20 protein-coding genes are annotated in these 23,697 nt (G+C 57.7%); 8 read left to right on the top strand and 12 right to left on the bottom strand.

The genetic code is table 11. The annotated features are described in order from the left end of the window. Positions 1-3: 3 nt before the first annotated feature. From mnmE to rpmH, 5 genes are all read right to left on the bottom strand, one after another. Positions 4-1,374: a tRNA uridine-5-carboxymethylaminomethyl(34) synthesis GTPase MnmE gene (gene mnmE, locus ACYZUA_RS02420; protein ID WP_461961945.1), complete on the bottom strand. Its 1,371-nt coding sequence runs from the start codon at positions 1,372-1,374 to the stop codon at positions 4-6. Between the two features lie 79 nt (positions 1,375-1,453). Then, positions 1,454-3,139 carry a membrane protein insertase YidC gene (gene yidC, locus ACYZUA_RS02415; RefSeq protein WP_461961944.1) on the bottom strand — a complete coding sequence of 562 codons (1,686 nt, stop codon included), beginning with the start codon at positions 3,137-3,139 and terminating at the stop codon, positions 1,454-1,456. Positions 3,140-3,141: 2 nt separating this feature from the next. Then, complete coding sequence (yidD, locus tag ACYZUA_RS02410) at positions 3,142-3,387, bottom strand: membrane protein insertion efficiency factor YidD (RefSeq protein WP_074872215.1); 246 nt, start codon at positions 3,385-3,387, stop codon at positions 3,142-3,144. After that, complete coding sequence (rnpA, locus tag ACYZUA_RS02405) at positions 3,380-3,781, bottom strand: ribonuclease P protein component (protein WP_031319201.1); 402 nt, start codon at positions 3,779-3,781, stop codon at positions 3,380-3,382. Before rnpA ends, yidD begins: the two co-directional genes overlap by 8 nt. Positions 3,782-3,797: 16 nt before the next feature. After that, positions 3,798-3,932: a 50S ribosomal protein L34 gene (gene rpmH / locus ACYZUA_RS02400; protein WP_003213577.1), complete on the bottom strand. Its 135-nt coding sequence runs from the start codon at positions 3,930-3,932 to the stop codon at positions 3,798-3,800. A gap of 567 nt (positions 3,933-4,499) precedes the next feature. On the opposite strand from rpmH, the gene dnaA reads away from it, so the two are divergent. From dnaA to gyrB, 4 genes are read left to right on the top strand one after another with little or no spacing between them, the layout of a single operon-like run. Next, entirely contained in the window at positions 4,500-6,020 is a 1,521-nt protein-coding gene (gene dnaA, locus ACYZUA_RS02395; protein WP_461961943.1) for a chromosomal replication initiator protein DnaA, read from the top strand. 39 nt (positions 6,021-6,059) lie between these two features. Continuing rightward, positions 6,060-7,163, top strand: a complete 1,104-nt coding sequence (gene dnaN, locus ACYZUA_RS02390; protein WP_008155702.1) for a DNA polymerase III subunit beta — start codon at positions 6,060-6,062, stop codon at positions 7,161-7,163. Between the two features lie 20 nt (positions 7,164-7,183). Continuing rightward, on the top strand, positions 7,184-8,287 hold the full coding sequence (recF, locus tag ACYZUA_RS02385; protein WP_461961942.1) for a DNA replication/repair protein RecF: 1,104 nt from the start codon (positions 7,184-7,186) through the stop codon (positions 8,285-8,287). A 5-nt stretch (positions 8,288-8,292) separates the two neighbouring features. Next, positions 8,293-10,710, top strand: a complete 2,418-nt coding sequence (gyrB, locus tag ACYZUA_RS02380) for a DNA topoisomerase (ATP-hydrolyzing) subunit B (protein ID WP_074872220.1) — start codon at positions 8,293-8,295, stop codon at positions 10,708-10,710. 72 nt (positions 10,711-10,782) lie between these two features. Here the strand turns inward: gyrB and ACYZUA_RS02375 are convergent, their stop codons facing one another. Continuing rightward, the gene (locus ACYZUA_RS02375; RefSeq protein ID WP_095126813.1) at positions 10,783-11,502 is read right to left on the bottom strand and encodes a response regulator transcription factor; all 720 of its coding nucleotides are present in this window, start codon (positions 11,500-11,502) and stop codon (positions 10,783-10,785) included. Between the two features lie 796 nt (positions 11,503-12,298). On the opposite strand from ACYZUA_RS02375, the gene ACYZUA_RS02370 reads away from it, so the two are divergent. Both ACYZUA_RS02370 and ACYZUA_RS02365 read left to right on the top strand, forming a co-directional pair. Next, complete coding sequence (locus ACYZUA_RS02370) at positions 12,299-13,228, top strand: FecR family protein (protein WP_461963855.1); 930 nt, start codon at positions 12,299-12,301, stop codon at positions 13,226-13,228. Positions 13,229-13,246: 18 nt separating this feature from the next. After that, the gene (locus ACYZUA_RS02365) at positions 13,247-15,559 is read left to right on the top strand and encodes a CHASE2 domain-containing protein (RefSeq protein WP_461961941.1); all 2,313 of its coding nucleotides are present in this window, start codon (positions 13,247-13,249) and stop codon (positions 15,557-15,559) included. A gap of 182 nt (positions 15,560-15,741) precedes the next feature. Here the strand turns inward: ACYZUA_RS02365 and ACYZUA_RS02360 are convergent, their stop codons facing one another. The 4 genes from ACYZUA_RS02360 to glyQ form a co-directional block, all read right to left on the bottom strand. Next, positions 15,742-16,521: a lysophospholipid acyltransferase family protein gene (locus ACYZUA_RS02360; protein WP_461961940.1), complete on the bottom strand. Its 780-nt coding sequence runs from the start codon at positions 16,519-16,521 to the stop codon at positions 15,742-15,744. Between the two features lie 81 nt (positions 16,522-16,602). Beyond that, positions 16,603-17,142, bottom strand: a complete 540-nt coding sequence (gene gmhB, locus ACYZUA_RS02355) for a D-glycero-beta-D-manno-heptose 1,7-bisphosphate 7-phosphatase (RefSeq protein ID WP_461963853.1) — start codon at positions 17,140-17,142, stop codon at positions 16,603-16,605. Positions 17,143-17,146: 4 nt separating this feature from the next. Then, complete coding sequence (glyS, locus tag ACYZUA_RS02350; protein WP_461961939.1) at positions 17,147-19,201, bottom strand: glycine--tRNA ligase subunit beta; 2,055 nt, start codon at positions 19,199-19,201, stop codon at positions 17,147-17,149. Further along, positions 19,198-20,151: a glycine--tRNA ligase subunit alpha gene (gene glyQ, locus ACYZUA_RS02345; protein ID WP_322219828.1), complete on the bottom strand. Its 954-nt coding sequence runs from the start codon at positions 20,149-20,151 to the stop codon at positions 19,198-19,200. The genes glyS and glyQ overlap by 4 nt, the downstream gene beginning before the upstream one ends. An 81-nt stretch (positions 20,152-20,232) precedes the next feature. Between glyQ and ACYZUA_RS02340 the strand changes: the two genes are divergently transcribed. Together ACYZUA_RS02340 and ACYZUA_RS02335 are read left to right on the top strand one after the other, a co-directional pair. Continuing rightward, complete coding sequence (locus tag ACYZUA_RS02340) at positions 20,233-20,790, top strand: DNA-3-methyladenine glycosylase I (RefSeq protein WP_461961938.1); 558 nt, start codon at positions 20,233-20,235, stop codon at positions 20,788-20,790. Between the two features lie 40 nt (positions 20,791-20,830). Beyond that, positions 20,831-21,718 carry a lysophospholipid acyltransferase gene (locus ACYZUA_RS02335; RefSeq protein WP_309677107.1) on the top strand — a complete coding sequence of 296 codons (888 nt, stop codon included), beginning with the start codon at positions 20,831-20,833 and terminating at the stop codon, positions 21,716-21,718. 130 nt (positions 21,719-21,848) lie between these two features. Here ACYZUA_RS02335 and ACYZUA_RS02330 read toward each other — a convergent pair whose 3' ends face one another. Both ACYZUA_RS02330 and trkA read right to left on the bottom strand, forming a co-directional pair. Continuing rightward, entirely contained in the window at positions 21,849-22,160 is a 312-nt protein-coding gene (locus tag ACYZUA_RS02330; protein WP_461961937.1) for a tetratricopeptide repeat protein, read from the bottom strand. A 160-nt stretch (positions 22,161-22,320) separates the two neighbouring features. Further along, positions 22,321-23,694: a Trk system potassium transporter TrkA gene (gene trkA / locus ACYZUA_RS02325; protein WP_461961936.1), complete on the bottom strand. Its 1,374-nt coding sequence runs from the start codon at positions 23,692-23,694 to the stop codon at positions 22,321-22,323. Positions 23,695-23,697: the final 3 nt, after the last annotated feature.

Here is a 23,697-nt window from a genome sequence, read left to right as displayed (position 1 = left end):
AGATTATTTACCGATACAGAAGCTGGAAAAGATCCGTCCCAACAAGTCATCGGAGCTGAATGCACCGGTGATTTCACCCAAAGAGTGCTGGGCTTGTCGCAAATCCTCGGCTAGTAGTTCACCGGCACCCGCCAGGGTCAGCTGTGCTCGGCCGTGCTCAAGGAAAGCACTGGCGTGACGCAACGCTTCAAGGTGACGCCTGCGAGCACTGAAGCTGCTTTCCGAGGTCTGTTCGTAGCCCATGCAGGCCTTGAGATGGTCACGCAGCAATTCCAGCCCTTCACCTGCAGATTTGGCGCTCAGGCTGATGGTGACGTGGCCATCCTCGCTAATTTCCAGGGCAATGGCTTCGCCCGTGAGGTCTGCCTTGTTTCGGATCAGTGTGACTTTCGCCGGATCGGGACGGATTTCCAGAAATTCTGGCCATAACGCGAACGGATCATGTGCCTCAGGAGCGGTTGCATCGACCACCAACAGGACTCGATCAGCCTCGCCAATTGCTTTCAGCGCCCGTTCGACACCGATTTTTTCTACCTGGTCGTCGGTATCTCGCAGGCCAGCGGTGTCGACCACGTGCAGCGGCATACCATCGATGTGGATATGTTCACGAAGAATGTCCCGGGTGGTGCCGGCGATCTCGGTGACGATCGCGGCCTCACGACCGGCCAATGCATTCAACAGACTGGATTTACCGGCATTTGGCCGACCGGCGATCACCACGGTCATCCCGTCACGCAGCAAAGCACCCTGCCCGGCTTCACGTAGTACGGTGGATAACTCGTCACGTACTTTGTCGAGCATGCTCAGTACATGACCATCGGCGAGGAAATCGATTTCTTCTTCAGGGAAGTCGATCGCCGCTTCGACATAGATGCGCAGGCCAATCAATTGCTCGGTGAGGTTATGCACACGCTCGGAAAATGCGCCCTGCAAGGAACGCAGGGCATTTCGTGCAGCCTGTGCAGAACTTGCCTCGATCAAGTCGGCAATCGCCTCGGCCTGAGCCAGGTCGAGTTTATCGTTGAGGAACGCGCGCTCGCTGAATTCACCCGGCCGGGCCAACCGACAGCCCAGTTCCAGGCAACGCTTGAGTAGCATATCCAGAACTATCGGACCGCCGTGGCCCTGGAGCTCCAGCACATCTTCGCCGGTGAACGAGTTCGGGCCCGGAAAATACAGGGCAATGCCTTGATCCAGCACCTCATCGTTTTCACTGAGGAATGGACCGTAGTGGGCAAACCTTGGCTTGAGTTCACGACCGCTGAAGGCCTTGGCCGCAACACTTGCCAGTGGCCCGGAAATACGGACGATGCCCACTCCCCCGCGACCTTGAGCGGTGGCGACGGCGGCGATGGTTTCACGAGGAACGCTCATAAACCGATATCCAGACAAAAGTGACAGATAGCAAAACGCCCCACTAGGGGGCGTTTTGAGTGGTTATTCACAGTGTAAATCAGGCAGCTGCTTTGGTAGCTGCTTCGATCTTACGCGTGATGTACCACTGTTGGGCGATGGACAACACGTTGTTCACTACCCAGTACAGCACCAGACCTGCTGGGAACCACAAGAAGAAGAAGGTGAAGATGATTGGCATCATTTTCATGACCTTCGCCTGCATCGGATCCGGAGGAGTCGGGTTCAACTGCTGCTGGATGAACATGGTTACGCCCATGATGATCGGCAGAATGAAGAACGGATCCTTGATCGACAGGTCAGTAATCCACAGCATGAACGGCGCTTGGCGCATTTCAACGCTTTCCAGCAGAACCCAGTACAGCGAAAGGAAAACCGGCATCTGCACGAGGATTGGCAAGCAACCACCCAGCGGATTGATCTTCTCTTTCTTGTACAGCTCCATCATGGATTGCGACATTTTCTGCCGGTCATCACCATGTTGCTCTTTCAGCGCAGCCAGTTTCGGTGCCACTGCACGCATACGCGCCATGGATTTGTAGCTGGCAGCCGACAGCGGGAAGAAGATCCCTTTGATCAGCATGGTCAGGAAGATGATCGACCAGCCCCAGTTACCGACCAGCGCGTGGATGTGTTGCAGCAGCCAGAAGATTGGCTGGGCAATGAACCACAGAATGCCGTAGTCGACGGTCAGTTCCAGACCTGGGGACAACTCTTTCAGCACAGCCTGACTTTTCGGACCGGCGTAGAGAACAGCGCTGGTCTCGGCTTTTGCACCTGGCGCGACAGTCATTGCCGGTGCGGTGTAGCCGATGATGTAGTTGCCTTTGCTGTCTTTACGGGTCTGGACGAGGTTGTTCTCGCCTTTCGCCGGAATCCACGCGGTCACGAAGTAGTGCTGCAACCATGCAACCCAACCACCGTTAACGGTTTCTTTCAGCTGAGCCTTGTCCATGTCGCTCATCGACACTTTCTTGTACGGCTCGTTACTTGTCCACAGGGCGGCGCCCAGGTAAGTCGCGGTGCCGGTGGCGGTGCTGGAAGAAGGATCGGAGCTGGCATCGCGCTTCAGTTGCGCGAACATTGCCCCGGACCAGGGCTGAGCGCTCTGGTTATCGATCAGGTAGGAAACGGTTACGTTATACAGGCCACGTTTCAATGTGAAACGCTTGATGTAGTTGACGCCGTCCTTGCTGAACTTCAGGTCCGCAACCAATTGGTCTTGACCGTCAGCCAGTTGATAAATTTTCTTCTCCGAGGAGTAAACCGGACGACCGGCAGGACTTGCGTCCGGGCCGTTGGTGCCGATCAGGCCACTCTGAGCCAGATAAGTCCGCTCGTTGCCGTTATCGAACAGCTGGAATGGAATTTCCGGATGGTCCTGGCGACGTGGATACAGCGGCAGCGTCAACTGCGCAACATCACCACCTTGTGGATCGATTGCCAGGTTGAGCACATCCGTTTTGATCTGGATGAGGTCTTTGCTTGCAGCTACTGGTGTTTCAGCAGGTGCAGTTGCACTGGTATCGCTTGCGGCGCGTGGAATGTCGTCACTGACAGAAGCATTATTGCCAGTCGCCGTATCCGGTAGGCCCGGTGCGGTAGTACTGGAAGCAACATTCTGAGTCGGCAGGGCAGCCTGGCCATAGTCCTGGTTCCATTTAAGAACCATAACGTAGGACACGATTGCCAGGGCGACGATCAGGATCGTGCGTTTGATATCCATGATTACTCGGCCATCGAAGAAGAACGGGAGGTAGGGATAGATGGAACCGGGTCATAACCACCGGGATTCCACGGATGACAGCGACCTAAACGACGAAAGGCCAGCCAGCCACCGCGCAGAAGGCCATGATTTTCTATGGCTTCATACGCGTAGCAGGAACAACTGGGGTAGAAACGACAGTGACTGGCCATCAGAGGACTAATGGCATAGCGATAAAACTGGATCGGAACGAGTGCCAGTTTACGCATCGGGACTGTCTACCCCTACAGTTTCGGTTTTGACTGCTGGTACCGGCGTGCTGCGTGCCAGACGCTTCCAGAGTTTGCCGAAATGCTGAATCAATTCGGGGTTTTCTACGTCACCCAAACCTTTGCGCGCGACGATAACGATGTCCCAGCCGGCCAGTGAGTCCTGGTTCAGACGGAACGATTCGCGCATCAGACGTTTGAGGCGATTGCGCTCGACGGAGAGCTTTACGCTCTTTTTCCCGATAACCAGCCCGAGACGGGGGTGATCGAGATCGTTGTTGCGCGCAAGGAGCAGGAGATTTTTCCCCGGAACCTTGCCGGTAGGGGAGTCAAAGACTGCCTTGAAATGCCGGGGAGTAAGCAGACGCTTTTCCCGACTGAAGTCCTGACTCACCTCCAGTGCCGGATTATCAAACTGCCAGACGCGCACGACCTTTGGCGCGACGACGCGACAGGACGGCACGACCGTTCTTGGTAGCCATGCGAGCACGGAAACCGTGGGTACGAGCGCGTTTGATAGTGCTTGGTTGGAAAGTACGTTTCATTGTCGTGTTACCTGGTTCGTCCACAACGGGCCGGAATGGCCCCCGTTTTAAGAGACCGGGGATTCTAGAGAAAGCAAGCCTCTAGGTCAATTTCCAACCAGCGTTTCCTTATAAATAGATCTCCTGGCGTTTTTCCTGTCGAGCTCCCTGGCTAGATATAGAAATTAAGAAAGAAAGTATTTAAAGCTTTTCTGTAAAGCTTATAAAAGCTAGGGGCACGATCATCTGTGGATAACTGCCATAAGCCCTTTAAAGTCGTGATGTACAGAGAATGACAACTACGGTGGAAAACGGTGGTAACCCTGTGCTGCGCTGTCGGATAAGCTGTGTGTGAAAGGGGTACTTATCCACAGGGTGGTTATCCACCGAGTTTCCCCCCCACTTGTACAAAGACCTTAGACCTGGTTATCCACAGAGCTTATGCACAGACCGTTGGTCGTCTTTTTTTCGTATAAATCACTGATTCTTCATGGGCGGTGCACAACCTTCGTGTGGATAAGTCGGGGCTTGGTCGGCTACAATGGCGGCTTGTTTTTGCCTCACCGGCTTTCAACTTAGGGGATATCCGTGTCAGTGGAACTTTGGCAGCAGTGCGTGGAGCTTTTGCGCGATGAGCTGCCTGCCCAACAATTCAACACTTGGATCCGTCCACTACAGGTCGAAGCCGAAGGCGACGAGTTGCGTGTCTACGCACCGAATCGTTTTGTTCTCGACTGGGTCAACGAAAAGTACCTGGGCCGCGTCCTTGAACTGCTGGATGAGCATGGCAATGGCATGGCGCCGGCGCTGTCCTTATTAATAGGCAGCAAACGCAGTTCGGTACCGCGTGCCGCCCCGAATGCTCCGTTGGCCGCCGCTGCTTCACAGGCTCAGGCCGCTCAAGCACCTGTCAGCGCCATGGCGCCAGCTCAGGTAGCCGCTCCGACCAAGCGAGCGACGCAAAAAGTTACCGAGGTTAATGAAGAGCCATCGCGCGACAGCTTCGACCCGATGGCCGGGGCCAGTTCGCAACAGGCACCAATTCGCGCCGAACAGCGTACGGTGCAGGTCGAAGGTGCGCTCAAGCACACCAGCTACCTGAACCGCACCTTCACCTTCGAAAACTTCGTCGAGGGCAAGTCCAACCAACTGGCCCGGGCTGCGGCCTGGCAAGTGGCGGACAATCCCAAGCACGGTTACAACCCGCTCTTCCTTTATGGTGGCGTCGGCTTGGGTAAAACCCACTTGATGCACGCGGTGGGTAACCACCTATTAAAGAAGAATCCGAATGCCAAGGTTGTGTACCTGCATTCCGAGCGGTTCGTGGCCGATATGGTCAAGGCCCTGCAGCTGAACGCCATCAACGAGTTCAAGCGCTTCTACCGTTCGGTGGATGCGTTGCTGATCGATGACATTCAGTTCTTCGCTCGCAAAGAACGTTCCCAGGAAGAGTTTTTCCACACCTTCAACGCCCTGCTTGAAGGTGGTCAGCAGGTCATTCTCACCAGTGACCGCTACCCGAAAGAAATCGAAGGCCTTGAAGAGCGCCTGAAATCCCGCTTCGGCTGGGGCCTGACGGTAGCCGTCGAGCCGCCGGAGCTGGAAACCCGCGTGGCGATCTTGATGAAAAAGGCCGACCAGGCCAAAGTCGATCTGCCCCATGACGCGGCGTTCTTCATTGCCCAGCGTATACGCTCCAACGTCCGTGAGCTGGAAGGCGCGCTCAAACGCGTGATCGCCCACTCGCACTTCATGGGCCGCGACATCACCATCGAGCTGATTCGCGAATCCCTGAAAGACTTGTTGGCGCTGCAAGACAAATTGGTCTCTGTGGATAACATTCAGCGCACGGTCGCCGAGTACTACAAGATCAAGATCTCCGACCTGCTGTCCAAGCGTCGTTCACGCTCGGTCGCACGTCCGCGTCAGGTTGCAATGGCATTGTCCAAAGAGTTGACTAACCACAGCCTGCCGGAAATCGGCGATGTGTTTGGCGGCCGGGACCACACGACTGTTTTGCACGCCTGCCGCAAGATCAACGAACTTAAGGAATCCGACGCGGACATCCGCGAGGACTACAAGAACCTGCTGCGTACACTGACCACTTGATGAACACCAGCGCAGCTTATTAAGGCAAGGGACTAGACCATGCATTTCACCATTCAACGCGAAGCCCTGTTGAAACCCCTGCAACTGGTCGCAGGCGTCGTCGAGCGCCGACAGACCTTGCCGGTGCTCTCCAACGTGCTGCTGGTTGTCGAAGGCCAGCAATTGTCGCTGACCGGTACCGACCTGGAAGTCGAGCTGGTCGGTCGTGTACAACTCGAAGAGCCTGCCGATCCAGGTTCCATCACTGTGCCTGCGCGCAAGCTGATGGACATCTGCAAAAGCTTGCCGAACGATGCGCTGATCGACATCAAGGTCGACGAGCAGAAGCTCGTGGTGAAGGCCGGCCGTAGCCGCTTCACCCTGTCGACCCTGCCGGCCAATGACTTCCCGACTGTGGAAGAAGGCCCCGGCTCGCTGACGTGCAGCCTTGAGCAAAGCAAACTGCGCCGTTTGATCGAACGCACCAGCTTCGCCATGGCCCAGCAGGACGTGCGTTACTACCTCAACGGCATGCTGCTGGAAGTTTCCGAAGGCATCATCCGCGCCGTGGCCACCGACGGTCACCGTCTGGCCATGTGCTCGATGAAGGCCGATATCGGTCAGCCGGATCGCCACCAGGTCATCGTGCCACGTAAAGGCATCCTTGAGCTGGCCCGCCTCCTGACTGAGCCGGACGGCATCGTCAGTATCGTACTGGGTCAGCACCACATTCGTGCGACCACTGGCGAGTTCACTTTCACCTCAAAACTGGTCGACGGCAAATTCCCGGACTACGAGCGTGTTCTGCCCAAAGGTGGCGACAAGCTGGTACTCGGCGATCGACAGGCCCTGCGTGAAGCGTTCAGCCGCACCGCGATTCTGTCCAACGAGAAGTACCGCGGCATCCGTCTGCAACTGGCCAACGGTCAGCTGAAGATCCAGGCGAACAACCCGGAACAGGAAGAAGCGGAAGAAGAAGTGGGCGTCGAGTACAACGGCGGCAATCTGGAAATCGGTTTCAACGTGAGCTATCTGCTCGACGTACTGGGCGTCATGACGACTGAGCAGGTTCGTTTGATCCTGTCCGACTCCAACAGCAGTGCGTTGGTGCAAGAGTCTGACAACGACGACTCGGCTTACGTTGTCATGCCGATGCGTCTGTAATCATGCTCAGCAGAAGCTAGATGTCCTTAAGTCGCGTCTCGGTCACCGCGGTGCGCAATCTGCACCCGGTGACCTTCTCCCCCTCCCCCCGAATCAATATTCTTTACGGCGCCAACGGCAGCGGCAAAACCAGTGTTCTGGAAGCCATTCATCTGCTGGGGCTTGCCCGTTCCTTTCGTAGCGCCCGCCTGTTACCGGTCATCCAGTACGATCAGATAGCCTGTACGGTATTTGGTCAGGTGGAGTTGGCCGAGGGGGGGCACAGCGCTTTGGGAATCTCCCGCGACCGTCAAGGCGAGTTCCAGATTCGCATCGACGGGCAGAATGCCCGTAGCGCGGCGCAACTGGCGGAAATCCTGCCGCTGCAACTGATCAACCCTGATAGCTTCCGCTTGCTGGAAGGCGCACCGAAGATTCGCCGGCAGTTTCTCGACTGGGGTGTGTTCCACGTGGAACCACGATTCATGTCCACCTGGCAGCGCTTGCAGAAGGCCCTGCGCCAGAGAAACTCTTGGCTGCGGCATGGTACACTTGACGCCGTTTCGCAAGCGGTTTGGGACAGGGAACTGTGCCAGGCCAGCGCTGAAATTGATGAATACCGCCGCGCTTATATCAAAGCCTTGAAACCAGTCTTTGAACAGACCTTGAGCGAACTGGTTGAGCTCGAGGGCTTAACGCTCAGCTATTACCGAGGTTGGGACAAAGACCGCGAGCTGAGTGCAGTGCTCGCCGGGTCCCTTCAGCGGGATCAGCAAATGGGTCATACCCAAGCCGGACCACAGCGTGCTGATTTGCGTCTTAGATTGGGCACACATAACGCCGCGGACATCTTGTCTCGCGGTCAGCAGAAGCTGGTGGTCTGTGCATTGCGGATTGCCCAAGGGCACTTGGTCAGCCAGGCCCGACGCGGCCAGTGTATTTATCTGGTGGATGACCTGCCGTCCGAACTGGACGAGCACCACCGCCGCGCGCTTTGCCGCTTGCTGGAAGACTTACGCTGCCAGGTGTTTATCACCTGTGTAGATCACGAATTATTGAGGGAAGGCTGGCAGACGGAAACGCCAGTCGCTCTGTTCCACGTGGAACAGGGCCGTATCACCCAGACCCACGACCATCGGGAGTGAAGGCATTGAGCGAAGAAAATACGTACGACTCAACGAGCATTAAAGTGCTGAAAGGCCTGGATGCCGTACGCAAACGTCCCGGTATGTACATTGGTGACACCGACGATGGCAGCGGTCTCCACCACATGGTGTTCGAAGTGGTCGATAACTCGATCGACGAAGCTCTCGCCGGCCACTGCGACGACATCAGCATCATCATCCACCCGGACGAATCCATCACCGTTCGCGACAACGGTCGTGGCATCCCGGTAGATGTGCACAAAGAAGAAGGCGTCTCGGCAGCTGAAGTCATCATGACCGTGCTGCACGCGGGCGGTAAGTTCGACGACAACTCCTATAAAGTATCCGGCGGCCTGCACGGTGTAGGTGTGTCGGTTGTGAACGCCCTGTCTGAAGAGCTGGTCCTGACCGTTCGCCGCAGCGGCAAGATCTGGGAACAGACCTACATTCATGGTGTTCCAAAAGAACCGATGAAAATCGTCGGTGAAAGCGAAACCACCGGCACCCAGATTCACTTCAAACCGTCCGACCTGACGTTCAAGAACATCCACTTCAGCTGGGACATCCTGGCCAAGCGGATTCGTGAACTGTCCTTCCTCAACTCCGGTGTCGGCATCGTCCTCAAGGATGAGCGCAGTGGTAAGGAAGAACTGTTCAAGTACGAAGGTGGCCTGCGTGCATTCGTTGAATACCTGAACACCAACAAGACCCCGGTCAACCAGGTGTTCCACTTCAACATCCAGCGTGAAGACGGCATCGGCGTGGAAATCGCCCTGCAGTGGAACGACAGCTTCAACGAGAACCTGTTGTGCTTCACCAACAACATTCCACAGCGAGATGGCGGTACTCACCTGGTGGGTTTCCGTTCCGCACTGACGCGTAACCTGAACACCTACATCGAAGCCGAAGGTCTGGCGAAGAAGCACAAAGTCGCGACCACCGGTGACGATGCCCGTGAAGGCCTGACCGCGATTATCTCGGTAAAAGTGCCGGATCCGAAGTTCAGCTCCCAGACCAAAGACAAGCTGGTTTCTTCCGAAGTGAAGACCGCGGTCGAACAGGAAATGGGCAAGTACTTCTCCGACTTCCTGCTGGAAAACCCGAACGAAGCCAAACTGGTCGTCGGCAAGATGATCGATGCGGCTCGCGCTCGTGAAGCGGCGCGTAAAGCCCGTGAGATGACCCGTCGTAAAGGCGCGCTGGATATCGCCGGCCTGCCGGGCAAACTGGCTGACTGCCAGGAAAAAGACCCTGCCCTTTCCGAACTGTACCTCGTGGAAGGTGACTCTGCTGGCGGCTCCGCCAAGCAGGGACGCAACCGTCGGACCCAAGCCATCCTGCCTCTCAAGGGCAAGATCCTGAACGTCGAGAAAGCGCGCTTCGACAAGATGATCTCTTCGCAAGAAGTGGGCACCTTGATCACCGCGCTGGGCTGCGGCATTGGCCGCGATGAGTACAACATCGCGAAGCTGCGTTACCACAACATCATCATCATGACCGATGCTGACGTCGACGGTTCGCACATCCGTACCCTGTTGCTGACCTTCTTCTTCCGTCAGTTGCCGGAGCTGATCGAGCGCGGCTACATCTACATCGCCCAGCCGCCACTGTACAAGGTCAAGAAAGGCAAGCAAGAGCAATACATCAAAGACGACGACGCCATGGAAGAGTACATGACGCAGTCGGCCCTGGAAGATGCGAGCCTGCACCTGAACGAGGAAGCCCCGGGTATTTCCGGCCCCGCCCTCGAGCGTCTGGTGAATGATTTCCGTCTGGTAATGAAAACGCTCAAACGTCTGTCGCGCCTGTATCCACAGGAGCTGACCGAGCACTTCATCTACCTGCCAGCCGTTAGCCTGGAGCAATTGTCCGATCACGCAGCGATGCAGGATTGGATGGCCCAGTACGAAGTTCGCCTGCGCACCGTGGAGAAGTCCGGCCTGGTTTACAAAGCCAGCCTGCGTGAAGACCGTGAACGTAACGTCTGGCTGCCTGAGGTCGAACTGATCTCCCACGGCTTGTCGAACTACGTCACCTTCAACCGCGACTTCTTCGGCAGCAACGATTACAAGACTGTTGTTTCTCTGGGCGCTCAACTGAGCACCTTGCTGGACGACGGCGCGTATATCCAGCGTGGCGAGCGCAAGAAGCCGGTCACCGAGTTCAAGGAAGCCCTTGAATGGCTGATGGCCGAAAGCACCAAGCGTCACACCATCCAGCGATACAAAGGTCTGGGCGAAATGAACCCGGATCAGCTGTGGGAAACCACCATGGACCCAAGCCAGCGCCGGATGCTCAAAGTGACCATCGAAGACGCCATTGGCGCGGACCAGATCTTCAACACCCTGATGGGTGATGCGGTCGAGCCTCGTCGTGACTTCATCGAAAGCAACGCCCTGGCGGTTTCCAACCTGGACTTCTGATCCGGCAGGACCGCTAAAACAAAAAAGGCCAACGCTTAGCGTTGGCCTTTTTTATTGATCATCGAAATGTCGTTATTCGCTAGCAGTGGCCACGCTCTCAAGCCGATACCCATACCCGTAAATCGTCAGCAGTTGCCAACCGCGATCAGCCGTCAGGCCTAACTTGTTGCGCAGGCGATAAATATGAGTGTCTAGCGGGCGTGAGGAGACTATTTCTTCATGGGTCCAAAAGCGTTCATACAAGTATTCACGGGACAAAGGTCGGCCCAGATTGGCGAACAGGCAGCGAGCGAGACGGTATTCCCGTTCGGTCAGGCTGATGGGGGTGGAGGCGCGGGTGACGGTGAGTTCGGCGTCGTCGAACTCGAGGTCATTGAAGGTCAGTATTTCGGTGGCGGCCGCGCGTTGCAGTCCATGTCGACGAAGCACTGCGCTGACCCGAGCCATCAGCTCGTTGGGACGAAACGGTTTGCTCACGTAATCGTCGGCCCCGGCGTTCAATGCCTGGACGATATCGCTTTCGGTATCGCGACTGGTGAGCATGATCGCCGCCGGTGGCACGTCCATGTGTTCACGGGTCCAGCGCAACAATGCCAGGCCACTGATATCAGGCAGCTGCCAATCGAGGATCAGTAGATCGAAGGTTTCCCGCCGGAGTTGCCGGAGTAAGTCCTCTCCCCGCTCGAAACAATGCAGCGTCCACGCCTGCTCTCCCGTGACGGGGATCTGTCGCAGTGTCTGTTCCACCCGGCGGAGTTCGGCGGGCTCGTCATCCAGTATTGCGACACGCATGCCGAGTGTTTCCTTCATCTCGTAAGTGCAAAGTAAAAATTCCTACGGGAGTTTAGGCTGATTGATTGAATCTGAACAATTGTGGCGAATGGCTGCGAAGGCCCCAAGTATGGGTACGCTGGTGTCACTTCGCCGGGGACTGTGGGAAAGATGCGTCTAAAAATGCTCTCTAATGGATTCACAAGATTGGCAGCGTTGATGTTGGCGGCTGGCCTCGGACTGGGATGCACCACGGTTCAGTCGATTCCAAAAGTCGACCAAGGGGCTTTAGCGCGTTACTTCGGCCCAACGGAGACAAACACAGTGATGGGAGACTCGCCAGGCTATGCCCCGATGCATTCCTCTCAGATGGAATCCGTACAGCTCGACATCCCTTCAACACAACAACGTTGGGTGTTTTAGCCTTGGATCAATTCTGAACAAATATGGAGAATCGGCTCGCAAGGTTACTTATGCCGGTAAATTCGTCGTCGCTGAGCGGCACAGGGGCATTGGGATGTGCTCCGACGCAGGGAGCGTCAAGCCAACCTGGCAGGACCGTCGATCGCCGGTTTTCGACGGTCCCCAGTTCAGGGGAAAACACACGGAGTGCCTGCTCGGTTCCGACACAGGGATGTGTCATCTCATATCCTTTGCTCCCATGGCTATCTGCCAGAGCGTCCGGTCAGGTATCGTGCGTCAAGCGCGTGCGTTCCCGGCATGATTTCTACAAGAGCATAAAAAGCAATCCATGAACCCCATGACCTTATTGCTCCCACGCCGTTCTGGTGTCTGTCTTTTAGTGGTTGCCGGCCTGATGGGATTGTTCACCCAGGGTGCATCAGCCGCTGTCGCTTCGACAAAACGTCTGCCTTATATCGATGAAAACCAACAATGTCGTGGACAACCGCTGCCGGCGACTGTCGAGCATCTGACCGGCGAAGCCTGGAAGCTGGACGCCAAGGGCAAGCAGACGCCACTGCAGGAAGGCATGTCGATCGACGAGCAGGAAGGGGTCAAGACCTCGCCCTCGGCGTTTGTCAGCCTGTCCTTGGGGGATGGCTCGCGGGTGGTGTTGCCCTCCAGTTCCCAGATCACCCTGCACCTCAATGAAGAACATTCGATCCCTCAGGTCATTCTTGAGCAGGGCCAGGTTGAGTCGTATGTGATCAAACGTGCCAGCGACCATGATCGCTTTCAGATCGTCACGCCGGTCGGTGTACTGGGCGTGCGGGGCACGCACTTTCGGGTGCGCAACGATGACAGTGGCGAGGCGCTGCTGGAGGTTCTGAATGGACACGTGGCGGTCAACCGTGATGAGCAAACCTCGGGCTCCCGCCCTCCCCGGTCGGTTGCCAAACGGACTCAGAGCTCTGAAGCTGACGAGGTCCAGGTCATGGCCCGTCAAGGTTTGCGTATTCAGAAACAGGGCACGCTGACGCCAATTGACTTGTTACCCGCCCCGCGTTTGTTGGGGCAAGCCGGTCAGACGGGTAATGTGCCGGTCTGGCAATTGATCATGAAACCCATCGAAGGGGCCACGCGTTATCGGGCGCAAGTGGCTACCGACACAGCCTTTATGGACATCAGGCAAGAGCAGTTTTCCAGTACACCAGAGGTCAAATTCAGCGGGCTGAAAGCGTTTTTCTACCATGTTCGCCTGTCGGCCTATGACGCTCAGGGGTTAGAGGGAGAGACCGGGGTGTATGACATTTTCTATTACCCCAGGACCCCTCGTGTCCAATAGCGCCCTGGCCGACGACCGATGAAGAACCGGCCAAAGAAGGATGACCGCGAGCCGACCCAGGCTCAGCGGCTATTTCGGCGAATGGTCCGCGAGTGGCTGTGGGTCTGTCTGATTCTGTTGCCGCTGACGGCTATGCTGTCCACGACTCAGGGCCTGACCCTGAGCAATCTGCTGTATGACAACCTGCGCCGGCTGAGTCCGCTGCAGGTGGACCCGCGAATACTCATCGTCACGATCGACGACTACAGCTTGCAGCAGCTTGGCCAATGGCCGTGGTCGCGGGCCATGCACGCGCAATTGCTGGATCGGCTCAGCGCCGCGAACGTTAAAGGCGTGCTGTTCGACGTTATCTTCAGCGAGCCCGATAGCCATCCCGACAACGATCAGCTGTTGGCTCAGGCGGCTTGTCGGGCCGGGAATGTTTTCGTGCCGCTATTGCGCGAAGGCGTCGCACGTTATGGGCAACCCTTGGGGGAAATTGAACCGGTGGCTGCGCTGAGCCATTGCGCCAAAGGCATCGGGCACATCAATGCCGAAGCGGATGCCGACGGAATTGTACGCAGCGTGTATCTAAGCGAAGGACCGACGCAAAACCCCCGTCCGCAACTGGCCTGGCTGCTGTACGAAGAAACCCTTGCCGATAAGGGAAATGTACCGATGCCTGGTACCCCGGCTCTGCCATCGGCGCAAGGCTGGCAGCGAGCCCACGAAATACGGATTCCTTTCATCCGTTCCGACGCGGGCTTTCCCAGCGTGCCCTACGTCAGCGTATTGCGCGGCGAAGTCCCGCCCGAGTTGCTGCGTGATCGCCTGATTCTGATCGGCTCGACCGCTCCAGGCCTGGGCGACCGCTACGTGACACCGCAATCGGCCAGCCTCGGCACCACTCCGGGCATCGAGATTCAGGCGAATATCCTCAACGGGCTACTGCAACAGCGCAACATCGTGGCTCTCGATCAGCGCTTGGCGGCGTTGCTATCGGTGGTGATTGTCGGTGAGTTACTGGGCCTGCTGTTGGTGCGTCCGCGCCGCGCCCTATGGCTGACTTTGGGTGCAATGACGGCCGCTTTACTGGGTTCGGGTGTACTGATGCGGCTTGGCTGGTGGTGGTCACCGGCTGCGAGCCTGCTAGGGATGATGCTGGGCTACCTGATCTGGAATTGGCGAAGGCTGAACGCAGTGCTCGCCTATTTCGGCTGGGAACTGGCGCGCCTGGACAGCGAGCCAAAAGTCTTTCCCGAGCGTCGTCGCGCCCAGGCCCCGGCCGGTGATGTGCTGCAAGGGCAAATCGTGGCGCTGGAGCAGGCCATGAGCCGGACCCGCGATACCCGACGTTTCATTGCCGATGGACTTGAATACCTGCCGGTGGCGACGCTGATCAGCGATCCGCAAGGGCGCATTCTGCTGGCCAATCGCAAGGCTCGAGAGGTGTTTAGTCGTAGCCTGGTGGGCGAGGACATGCTCGAGCAACTGAGCGACCTGGGTTACCCGGTGCCGTCCAACGGAATGCCATCTGCGTTGTCGACCCTGGAGCCGCTGGAGTTTCGTGACACTCAGGCACGTAGTCTGCGTCTGGACCTGGCACCCCTGTTGCCAGCCGAGGGCGATTCGGTGATTGGCTGGCTACTGAGCCTCACTGACTTGAGCGTCGAGCGCGACGCCGAGGAACAACGAGCCGTGTTGTTGCGCTTTTTGTCCCATGACCTCAGAGCCCCCCACTCGGCGATTCTGGCCTTGCTCGATGTTCAGCGGCATGAGGTGTCCGGCGACATTCAAGTGTTCAGCCAGATCGAGTTACAAGTGCGCAAAGCACTGAACCTGACCGAGGCTTTTGTGCAGTTGGCAAAAGCCGAATCCGAGGCCTATCAGTTTCAGCCGAGCCTGTTCGCCATGTTGTTGCTCGATACCTTCGACCAGGCCTCGAGCATCGCGCATATGAAGAACATTCAGTTGCTGCATGACCTCGACGAAGACGCGGAAGCGCTGGTCCTGGCTGATCAATCGCTTCTGGCACGGGCACTGTTCAACCTGCTGGAAAACGCCATCAAGTACAGTCCGGCGGGCTCGCGAATCTCAGTGCGGGTGAGTTGTGCCGAGGGTTGGTTACTGTGCGAAATCGCCGATCAGGGCCGAGGGATTGCTATGGATGAACTTCCCGAGTTGTTCAGTCAGTATCGGCGTTTTACCTCGGCTCACGGCAGCGACGGCCTGGGGCTGGGTTTGTCCATGGTCAAGGCGGTAGTCGACCGTCATGGCGGGAGAATTTCCTGTCATAGCGTAGTGGGGCAAGGCACGACATTCAGTGTCCAGTTACCGCTAATGAGCGAGTGATCAGACGCTTTCCAACAGGCATAAAAAAACCGGCTATATCAGCCGGTTTTTTTACGTCCGAAAAAAACTTATGCACCTTTTTCGGCTTTTTATGAGTTTATAAAATATGTATGTAAATCATAAACCTACGAACTAAATCCGACGCATTTCAAGTAAACGGTACACAGGTTATCCACAAAATCTCAGACAGCCACTGGGTCAGTAGCAGCCGGAGCTTGCGGGGCGGGTGGCAGCGAACCCATTTCACGTTGCATCTGCTCGTTCCAGGCCTGGACCCGATCATTCAGCTCGGCAACCGCGCGTGGTCCGCTACCCTCGGCATACATGGGCACGCCGATGATCACGGTAATAACGCCCTGCTTCTTCGCCCAACCGGTTTTCGGCCAGAACTTGCCAGCATTGTGCGCAATTGGCAGCACGGGAAGTGCGGCGTTGACGGCTAACGCGGTACCACCCCGAGAGAATTTTCCGATAGTGCCGTACGGAACGCGCGTTCCCTCTGGGAATATCAGAACCCAGACACCATCCTTCAGCAGTTCATCGCCCTTCTTCGCCACATGCTTGAGCGCCGCTTTCGGATTGTCGCGGTCGATGGCAATCGGTCGCAGCATGGCCATGGCCCAGCCAAAAAACGGAACGAAGAGCAGTTCGCGCTTAAGTACCTGGCTCAATGGCTCAAAGTAGGCGGATAGAAAGAACGTCTCCCACGTGCTCTGGTGGTTCGACTGAATCACGCAGGGCTGGTCGGGCACGTTCTCGGCGCCCTTCACTTCGTAGCTGATGCCCAGAAAGACTTTGCTCAGCCACAAGGCGCAGCGGCACCAGTACACATTGATGAAGCGATAGCGCGCCTTGAACGGCAGAAAAGGCGCGATAAAAAAGCTCAGGCTGCACCAAAGCAAAGAGCTGCTGCCCAGCAACAGATAAAAGAGGAACGTTCTGATGGCCTGCAGTATCGACATGGTGACGTTTACCGTGCGGGCTCTGCCCGTCTATATAAAGCGCAATCCCGATCAATCCTTGGTCAGGAATCTCGAAACGCTCTAATTGTGGATAAGTTCTGCGGCAATCGCCGCCAGATCGTCAAAAATCAAGGTGCCTGCCGGTAGGGTCTTGCCCAAAGTCTTTTCGCCTTTCCCGGTCTTTACCAAAACTGGCTGAGAATCGACGGCTTTGGCGGCATTCAGGTCACCAAGGGTATCGCCGACGAACCAAAGATTGGTCAGCGATACGTTGTAATGCGCGGCGATGGTTTTCAACATCCCGGGTTTTGGTTTGCGGCAATCGCAGCCATCGTCCGGCCCGTGCGGGCAATAGACGATCAGCCCGACTTCACCGCCCTGCTCCGCTACCAACGAGCGCAAGCGCTCGTGCATGGCGTCCAGGGTGGCGATGTCGTAATAGCCGCGAGCGATGCCCGACTGGTTGGTAGCCACCGCTACCGTCCAGCCGGCCTTGCTCAACTGCGCGATGGCTTCGATCGAACCCGGGAGCGGAATCCACTCCTCCACCGACTTGATGTAAGCGTCGGAGTCGTAATTGATCACCCCGTCCCGATCGAGAATCAGCAGTTTCAACAGCAGCCCCTTAGCCCAGCAGCGAAATGTCGGCGACGCCGAGGAACAGCCCACGCAGACGCGCCAGCAACGCATAACGGTTGGCGCGGACCTTGGCATCTTCCGCATTGACCATTACGGCTTCGAAGAACGCATCCACCGGCTCGCGCAAGGCAGCCAGACGTGCCAGCGATTCGCTGTACTGACGCGCCGCCGCCATCGGCTGGATAGCCTGGTCAGCTTGCTGGATCGCCGAGTACAGGGAGAACTCGTTGGCGTTGTCGAAGTACTTGGCTTCAACGACCGAAGGAACAGAGCCTTCGACCTTGCTCAGCAAGTTCGAAACACGCTTGTTCACCGCGGCCAGGGCAGCGGCTTCCGGCAATTTGCGGAACGCCTCTACCGCTTGGACGCGCTGATCGAAGTCCAGCGCCGAACCCGGTTTCAGGGCACGCACCGACAGGTAAGTCCCGACATCCACGCCTTCGTCTTCGTAACGGGCACGCAGACGGTCGAAGATGAACTCCAGCACCGAATCGTTGAGGCCAGCAGCCTTGATCTTGGTACCGAACGCATTCACGGCAAACGCCACGGCATCGTTCAGGTCCAGATCGAGCTTCTTGTCGATCAGGATGCGCAATACACCCAGAGCAGCACGGCGCAGGGCATACGGGTCTTTGCTCCCGGTAGGCAGCATGCCGATACCGAAAATACCCACCAGCGTGTCGAGCTTGTCGGCGATGGCCACGGCCGCACCGGTCAGGGTGGTCGGCAGTTCAGCGCCAGCACCGCGCGGCATGTACTGCTCGTTCAGTGCCAGTGCAACTTCTTCCGGCTCGCCGTCGTTGAGGGCGTAGTAGTAACCGGCGACACCTTGCATCTCCGGGAACTCACCGACCATCTCGGTCGACAGGTCGCACTTGGACAGCAGGCCGGCACGGGAAGCCCACGCGGCGTTGCCGCCAATGCGTTGGGCGATGAACGCAGCGAGTTTGGATACGCGCTCGGCCTTGTCGTAGACGCTGCCGAGTTTTTCCTGGAACACCACGTTCTGCAGACGCAGATTGAAATCTTCGAGTTTCTGTTTCTTGTCTTGCTTGAAGAAGAACTCGGCGTCGGTCAGGCGTGGGCGAACCACTTTCTCGTTACCGGCGATGATCTGCTGCGGGTCTTTGCTTTCGATGTTGGCCACGGTAATGAAACGTGGCAGCAACTTGCCGTCGGCATCCAGCAGGCAGAAGTACTTCTGGTTGTCCTGCATGGTGGTGATCAGGGCTTCTTGCGGCACGTCGAGGAAACGTTCTTCGAACGAGCACACCAGCGGCACCGGCCATTCAACCAGCGCGGTCACTTCGTCGAGCAGCGCAGGCGGCACGATCGCCGTCCCTTCCTGCATCGTCGCCAGCTCTTCGACGCGCTTGCTGATCAACTCGCGACGCTCATTGGCATCGGCCAATACGTAAGCGGCACGCAAGTCGGTCAAGTAGTTGGCCGGCGAGGTGATGCGCACGCTTTCCGGATGATGGAAGCGGTGACCACGGGAATCGCGACCCGCCTTTTGGGCGAGGATGGTGCAGTCGATGACCTGGTCACCGAGCAGCATCACCAGCCATTGAGTCGGGCGAACGAACTCTTCCTTGCGAGCACCCCAGCGCATGCGCTTGGGAATCGGCAGGTCGTTCAGGGAATCTTCGACGATGGTCGGCAGCAGGCTCGCGGTTGGCTTGCCGGCGATGCTTTGGCTGTAGCGCAGTTTCGGGCCGCTCTGATCGATTTCACTCAGGTCGACGCCGCACTTCTTGGCGAAGCCCAGGGCCGCTTGAGTCGGGTTGCCTTCGGCATCGAACGCGGCCTGACGTGGCGGACCATCGAGGTTAATGCTGCGATCCGGCTGCTGAGTCGCCAGATCGGTGATCAGCACAGCCAGACGACGTGGCGCGGCGTAGACGGTTTTGGTCTCGTAGTTCAGGCCAGCGGCTTGCAGGCCTTTGTCGATACCGGCCAGGAACGCGTCGGCCAAGGTGTTCAGGGCTTTGGGTGGCAGTTCTTCGGTGCCCAGTTCAACCAGAAAATCTTGAGCACTCATTGTGCAGCCTCCAGCTTGGCCAGTACTTCATCACGCAGGTCCGGGGTCGCCATCGGGAAGCCCAGCTTGGCGCGAGCCAGCAGATAGGCTTGCGCAACGGATCGCGCCAGGGTGCGGACACGCAGAATGTATTGCTGACGCGCGGTCACCGAGATCGCCCGGCGCGCATCCAGCAGGTTGAAGGTATGGGAGGCCTTCAACACCATTTCGTAGCTTGGCAACGGCAGCGGCTGGTCGAGTTCGATCAGGCGCTTGGCTTCGCTTTCGTAGAAATCGAACAGTTCGAACAGCTTCTCGACGTTGGCGTGTTCGAAGTTATAGGTCGACTGCTCCACTTCGTTCTGGTGGAACACATCGCCGTAAGTCACTTTGCCGAACGCGCCGTCAGCCCAGACCAGGTCGTAGACCGAGTCCACGCCTTGCAGGTACATGGCCAAGCGCTCAAGACCGTAAGTGATCTCGCCGGTCACCGGGTAGCACTCGATGCCGCCCGCTTGCTGGAAGTAAGTGAACTGCGTCACTTCCATGCCGTTGAGCCAGACTTCCCAGCCCAGACCCCAGGCGCCCAGCGTTGGCGATTCCCAGTTGTCTTCAACGAAGCGAATGTCGTGGACCAATGGGTCCAGGCCGACATGCTTGAGGGAGCCCAGGTACAGTTCCTGGAAGTTGTCCGGGTTCGGCTTCAGGACTACCTGGAACTGGTAGTAGTGCTGCAGACGGTTCGGGTTTTCGCCGTAGCGGCCGTCAGTCGGGCGACGACTGGGCTGCACATAAGCGGCGTTCCAGGTTTCCGGGCCAATGGCGCGCAGAAACGTGGCAGTGTGGAAAGTCCCGGCGCCTACTTCCATATCGTAGGGCTGAAGTACCACACAACCTTGCTCGGCCCAGTATTGCTGGAGGGCGAGGATCAAGTCTTGGAAGGTACGCACGGCTGGCGTAGGCTGGCTCACGAAATTCACCTGTTTCTTGGGCTGCGATTTAAAGAGCGGGAGTATACCCGATTCGGTCCTGCGCACGCCCCCTGGAGCCTTATGCCACGCTGCTTTTGGTGTTCCGAAGATCCGCTGTACATGGCTTATCACGATCAGGAGTGGGGCACGCCGCTACGCGATGCGCAGGGTTTGTTCGAGTTGCTTTTGCTCGAAGGGTTCCAGGCCGGCCTTTCCTGGATCACTGTGCTGCGTAAGCGTGAGCACTATCGTCAGGTAATGTTCGGCTTCGACGTACAACGCGTGGCGCAAATGAGCGACGCCGAAATCGAAGAATTGATGCTCGATCCGGGCATCATTCGCAATCGCCTGAAGCTCAATGCGGCCCGGCGCAATGCCCAGGCCTGGCTGGCGCTGGAGGATCCGGTGGAGTTTCTCTGGTCCTTCGTCGACGGCAAGCCTGTGATCAATCATTTCAAGGATCGCAGTGAAGTCCCGGCCGTGACGCCGACCGCCGTGGAGATGAGCAAAGGCCTGAAAAAGGCCGGCTTCACGTTCGTCGGCCCGACCATTTGTTACGCGCTGATGCAGGCCTCGGGCATGGTCATGGACCACACCCAGAATTGCGATCGCTACGCGACACTGGCGAACGGCGGTTAGAATAGCCGCCTCGCGCACAGCACAAGATCAGGAGTGACCTGTGGATAAGTTTAAAGGCGCCTTGCTGGTAGGCGCTCTGCGGTTGTTTGCCCTGCTTCCGTGGCGGGCAGTGCAGGCAGTGGGCTCGGCCATCGGCTGGGTCATGTGGAAAACCCCCAACCGTTCCCGCGATGTGGTGCGGATCAACCTCGCCAAGTGTTTCCCGGACATGGACCCGGCTGAGCGTGAGCGTCTGGTAGGCCAGAGCCTCAAAGACATCGGCAAGTCCCTGACCGAAAGCGCCTGCGCCTGGATCTGGCCGGCCCAGCGCTCCATCGATCTGGTGCGTGAAGTCGAAGGTCTCGACGTATTAAAGGACGCCCTCGCCTCCGGCAAAGGTGTCGTCGGCATCACCAGTCACCTGGGCAATTGGGAAGTGTTGAACCACTTCTATTGCAACCAGTGCAAACCGATCATTTTCTATCGCCCGCCGAAGTTGAAGGCTGTGGATGATTTGCTGCGCAAGCAACGGGTGCAATTGGGCAATCGGGTAGCTGCTTCCACCAAGGAAGGCATCCTCAGCGTCATCAAGGAAGTGCGCAAAGGGGGTGCAGTGGGCATTCCCGCCGACCCGGAACCGTCCGAATCCGCCGGAATCTTCGTGCCGTTCTTCGCCACCCAGGCCCTGACCAGCAAATTTGTACCGAACATGCTCGCTGGCGGCAAAGCGGTCGGCGTGTTCCTGCATGCGCTACGTCTGCCGGACGGTTCGGGTTACAAAGTGATCCTCGAAGCCGCGCCAGAGGCCATGTACAGCACCGATACCGAAACGTCCTGCGCAGCCATGAGCCAAGTGGTCGAGCGCTATGTGCGGGCGTATCCGAGCCAGTATATGTGGAGCATGAAGCGCTTCAAGAAGCGTCCGCCGGGTGAAGAACGCTGGTACTGAGACACAGGATGATCTAACGCTTTGGTCCCTTGTGGGAGCGAGCCTGCTCGCGATGAGGGCGGTACATTCAACATCAATATTGGCTGACCCGCCGCTATCGCGAGCAGGCTCGCTCCCACAGTGTTTTGTGTCAGATCTGACGCTCAAGCTTCTTCAGAAATACCGTCATTTCCTTTTCGGCCTGCTTGTCGCCATGGGCGCGAGCGGCTTCCAGGCCCTGTTCCCACGCCTGACGTGCGGATGCGAAATCCTTCAGCCCCAGATGGGCCTTGCCCAATAGCTTCCAGGCGGCTGAATACTTCGGATCAAATTCGACGCAACGCTGGAAATGTTCGGCGGCCTTGGCGTATTCCCCAAGATCCAGATAACCCTTGCCCAGGCCGAAGCGCAGCAATGAGTTATCCACACCCTTGGCGAGCATTTTTTCCAGGGATTCGAGCATCGGTATTTCCTGTGAGTGATGGGTGGTTTCCAGATCGCCATCGCGGGCAAGCCTTGCTCCTACGGGGCCGCGCCGTACACATAACATCCGAACGACAAAAAATCCTGTAGGAGCAAGGCTTGTCCGCGATGAGGCCTTCCGCGTCACAACAGGACCTGGATCAGAAGAAACTGAGTCCCACATGGAACAGCTTTTCCACATCCCGAATATGCTTCTTATCCACAAGGAACAGAATCACATGGTCACCCGCCGCGATCACCGTGTTGTCGTGGGCAATGATCACCTCTTCGTCACGGATGATTGCGCCGATGGTGGTGCCCGGCGGCAAGCCGATGTTCTCAATGGACTTGCCGATGACCTTACTCGACCTCTCATCACCGTGGGCGATCGCCTCGATGGCTTCGGCTGCGCCTCGGCGCAATGAATGCACGCTGACGATATCGCCGCGACGCACATGCGCCAGCAAGGTGCCGATGGTTGCCAATTGCGGGCTGATGGCGATGTCGATGTCGCCGCCCTGGATCAGGTCGACATAGGCCGGGTTATTGATGATGGTCATCACCTTCTTCGCGCCCAGGCGCTTGGCCAGCAGCGACGACATGATGTTGGCTTCGTCGTCGTTGGTCAGTGCCAGGAAAAGGTCAGCGTCGGCGATGTTCTCTTCCATCAGCAAGTCGCGGTCGGAGGCACTGCCCTGCAACACCACGGTGCTGTCGAGGGTGTCCGAGAGATGACGGCAGCGCGCCGGGTTCATCTCGATGATCTTCACCTGATAGCGGCTTTCGATGGCCTCGGCCAGACGTTCACCGATCTGCCCGCCGCCCGCGATGACGATGCGCTTGTAGCTTTCATCGAGACGGCGCATTTCGCTCATCACGGCGCGAATATTCGCCTTGGCGGCGATGAAAAAGACTTCGTCGTCCGCCTCGATCACCGTATCGCCCTGCGGCAGGATCGGCCGATCACGACGGAAAATCGCCGCGACACGGGTTTCGACATTCGGCATGTGCTCACGCAACTGTCGCAGTTGCTGACCCACCAGCGGGCCGCCGTAGTACGCCTTGACCGCCACCAATTGCGCTTTGCCTTCGGCGAAGTCGATCACCTGCAACGCGCCCGGGTGCTGGATCAGGCGCTTGATGTAATTGGTGACCACTTGCTCCGGGCTGATCAGCACGTCCACCGGAATCGCTTCGTTGTCGAACAGCTCGGAGCGAGTCAGGTAGGCGGCTTCGCGAACCCGGGCGATTTTGGTCGGCGTGTGGAACAGGGTGTGGGCAACCTGGCAGGCCACCATGTTGGTTTCGTCGCTGTTGGTCACCGCCACCAGCATGTCGGCGTCGTCCGCGCCGGCCTGACGCAGCACCGTCGGCAGTGAGCCGCGGCCTTGCACGGTGCGGATGTCCAGCCGATCGCCGAGGTCACGCAGGCGTTCGCTGTCGGTGTCGACCACGGTGATGTCGTTGGCCTCGCTGGCCAAGTGTTCTGCCAGCGAGCCGCCGACTTGCCCTGCGCCGAGGATGATGATTTTCATCCA

The organism is Pseudomonas sp. LS2P72 (genome assembly GCF_054897865.1).
This window is presented reverse-complemented; position numbering and strand designations above follow the sequence as displayed.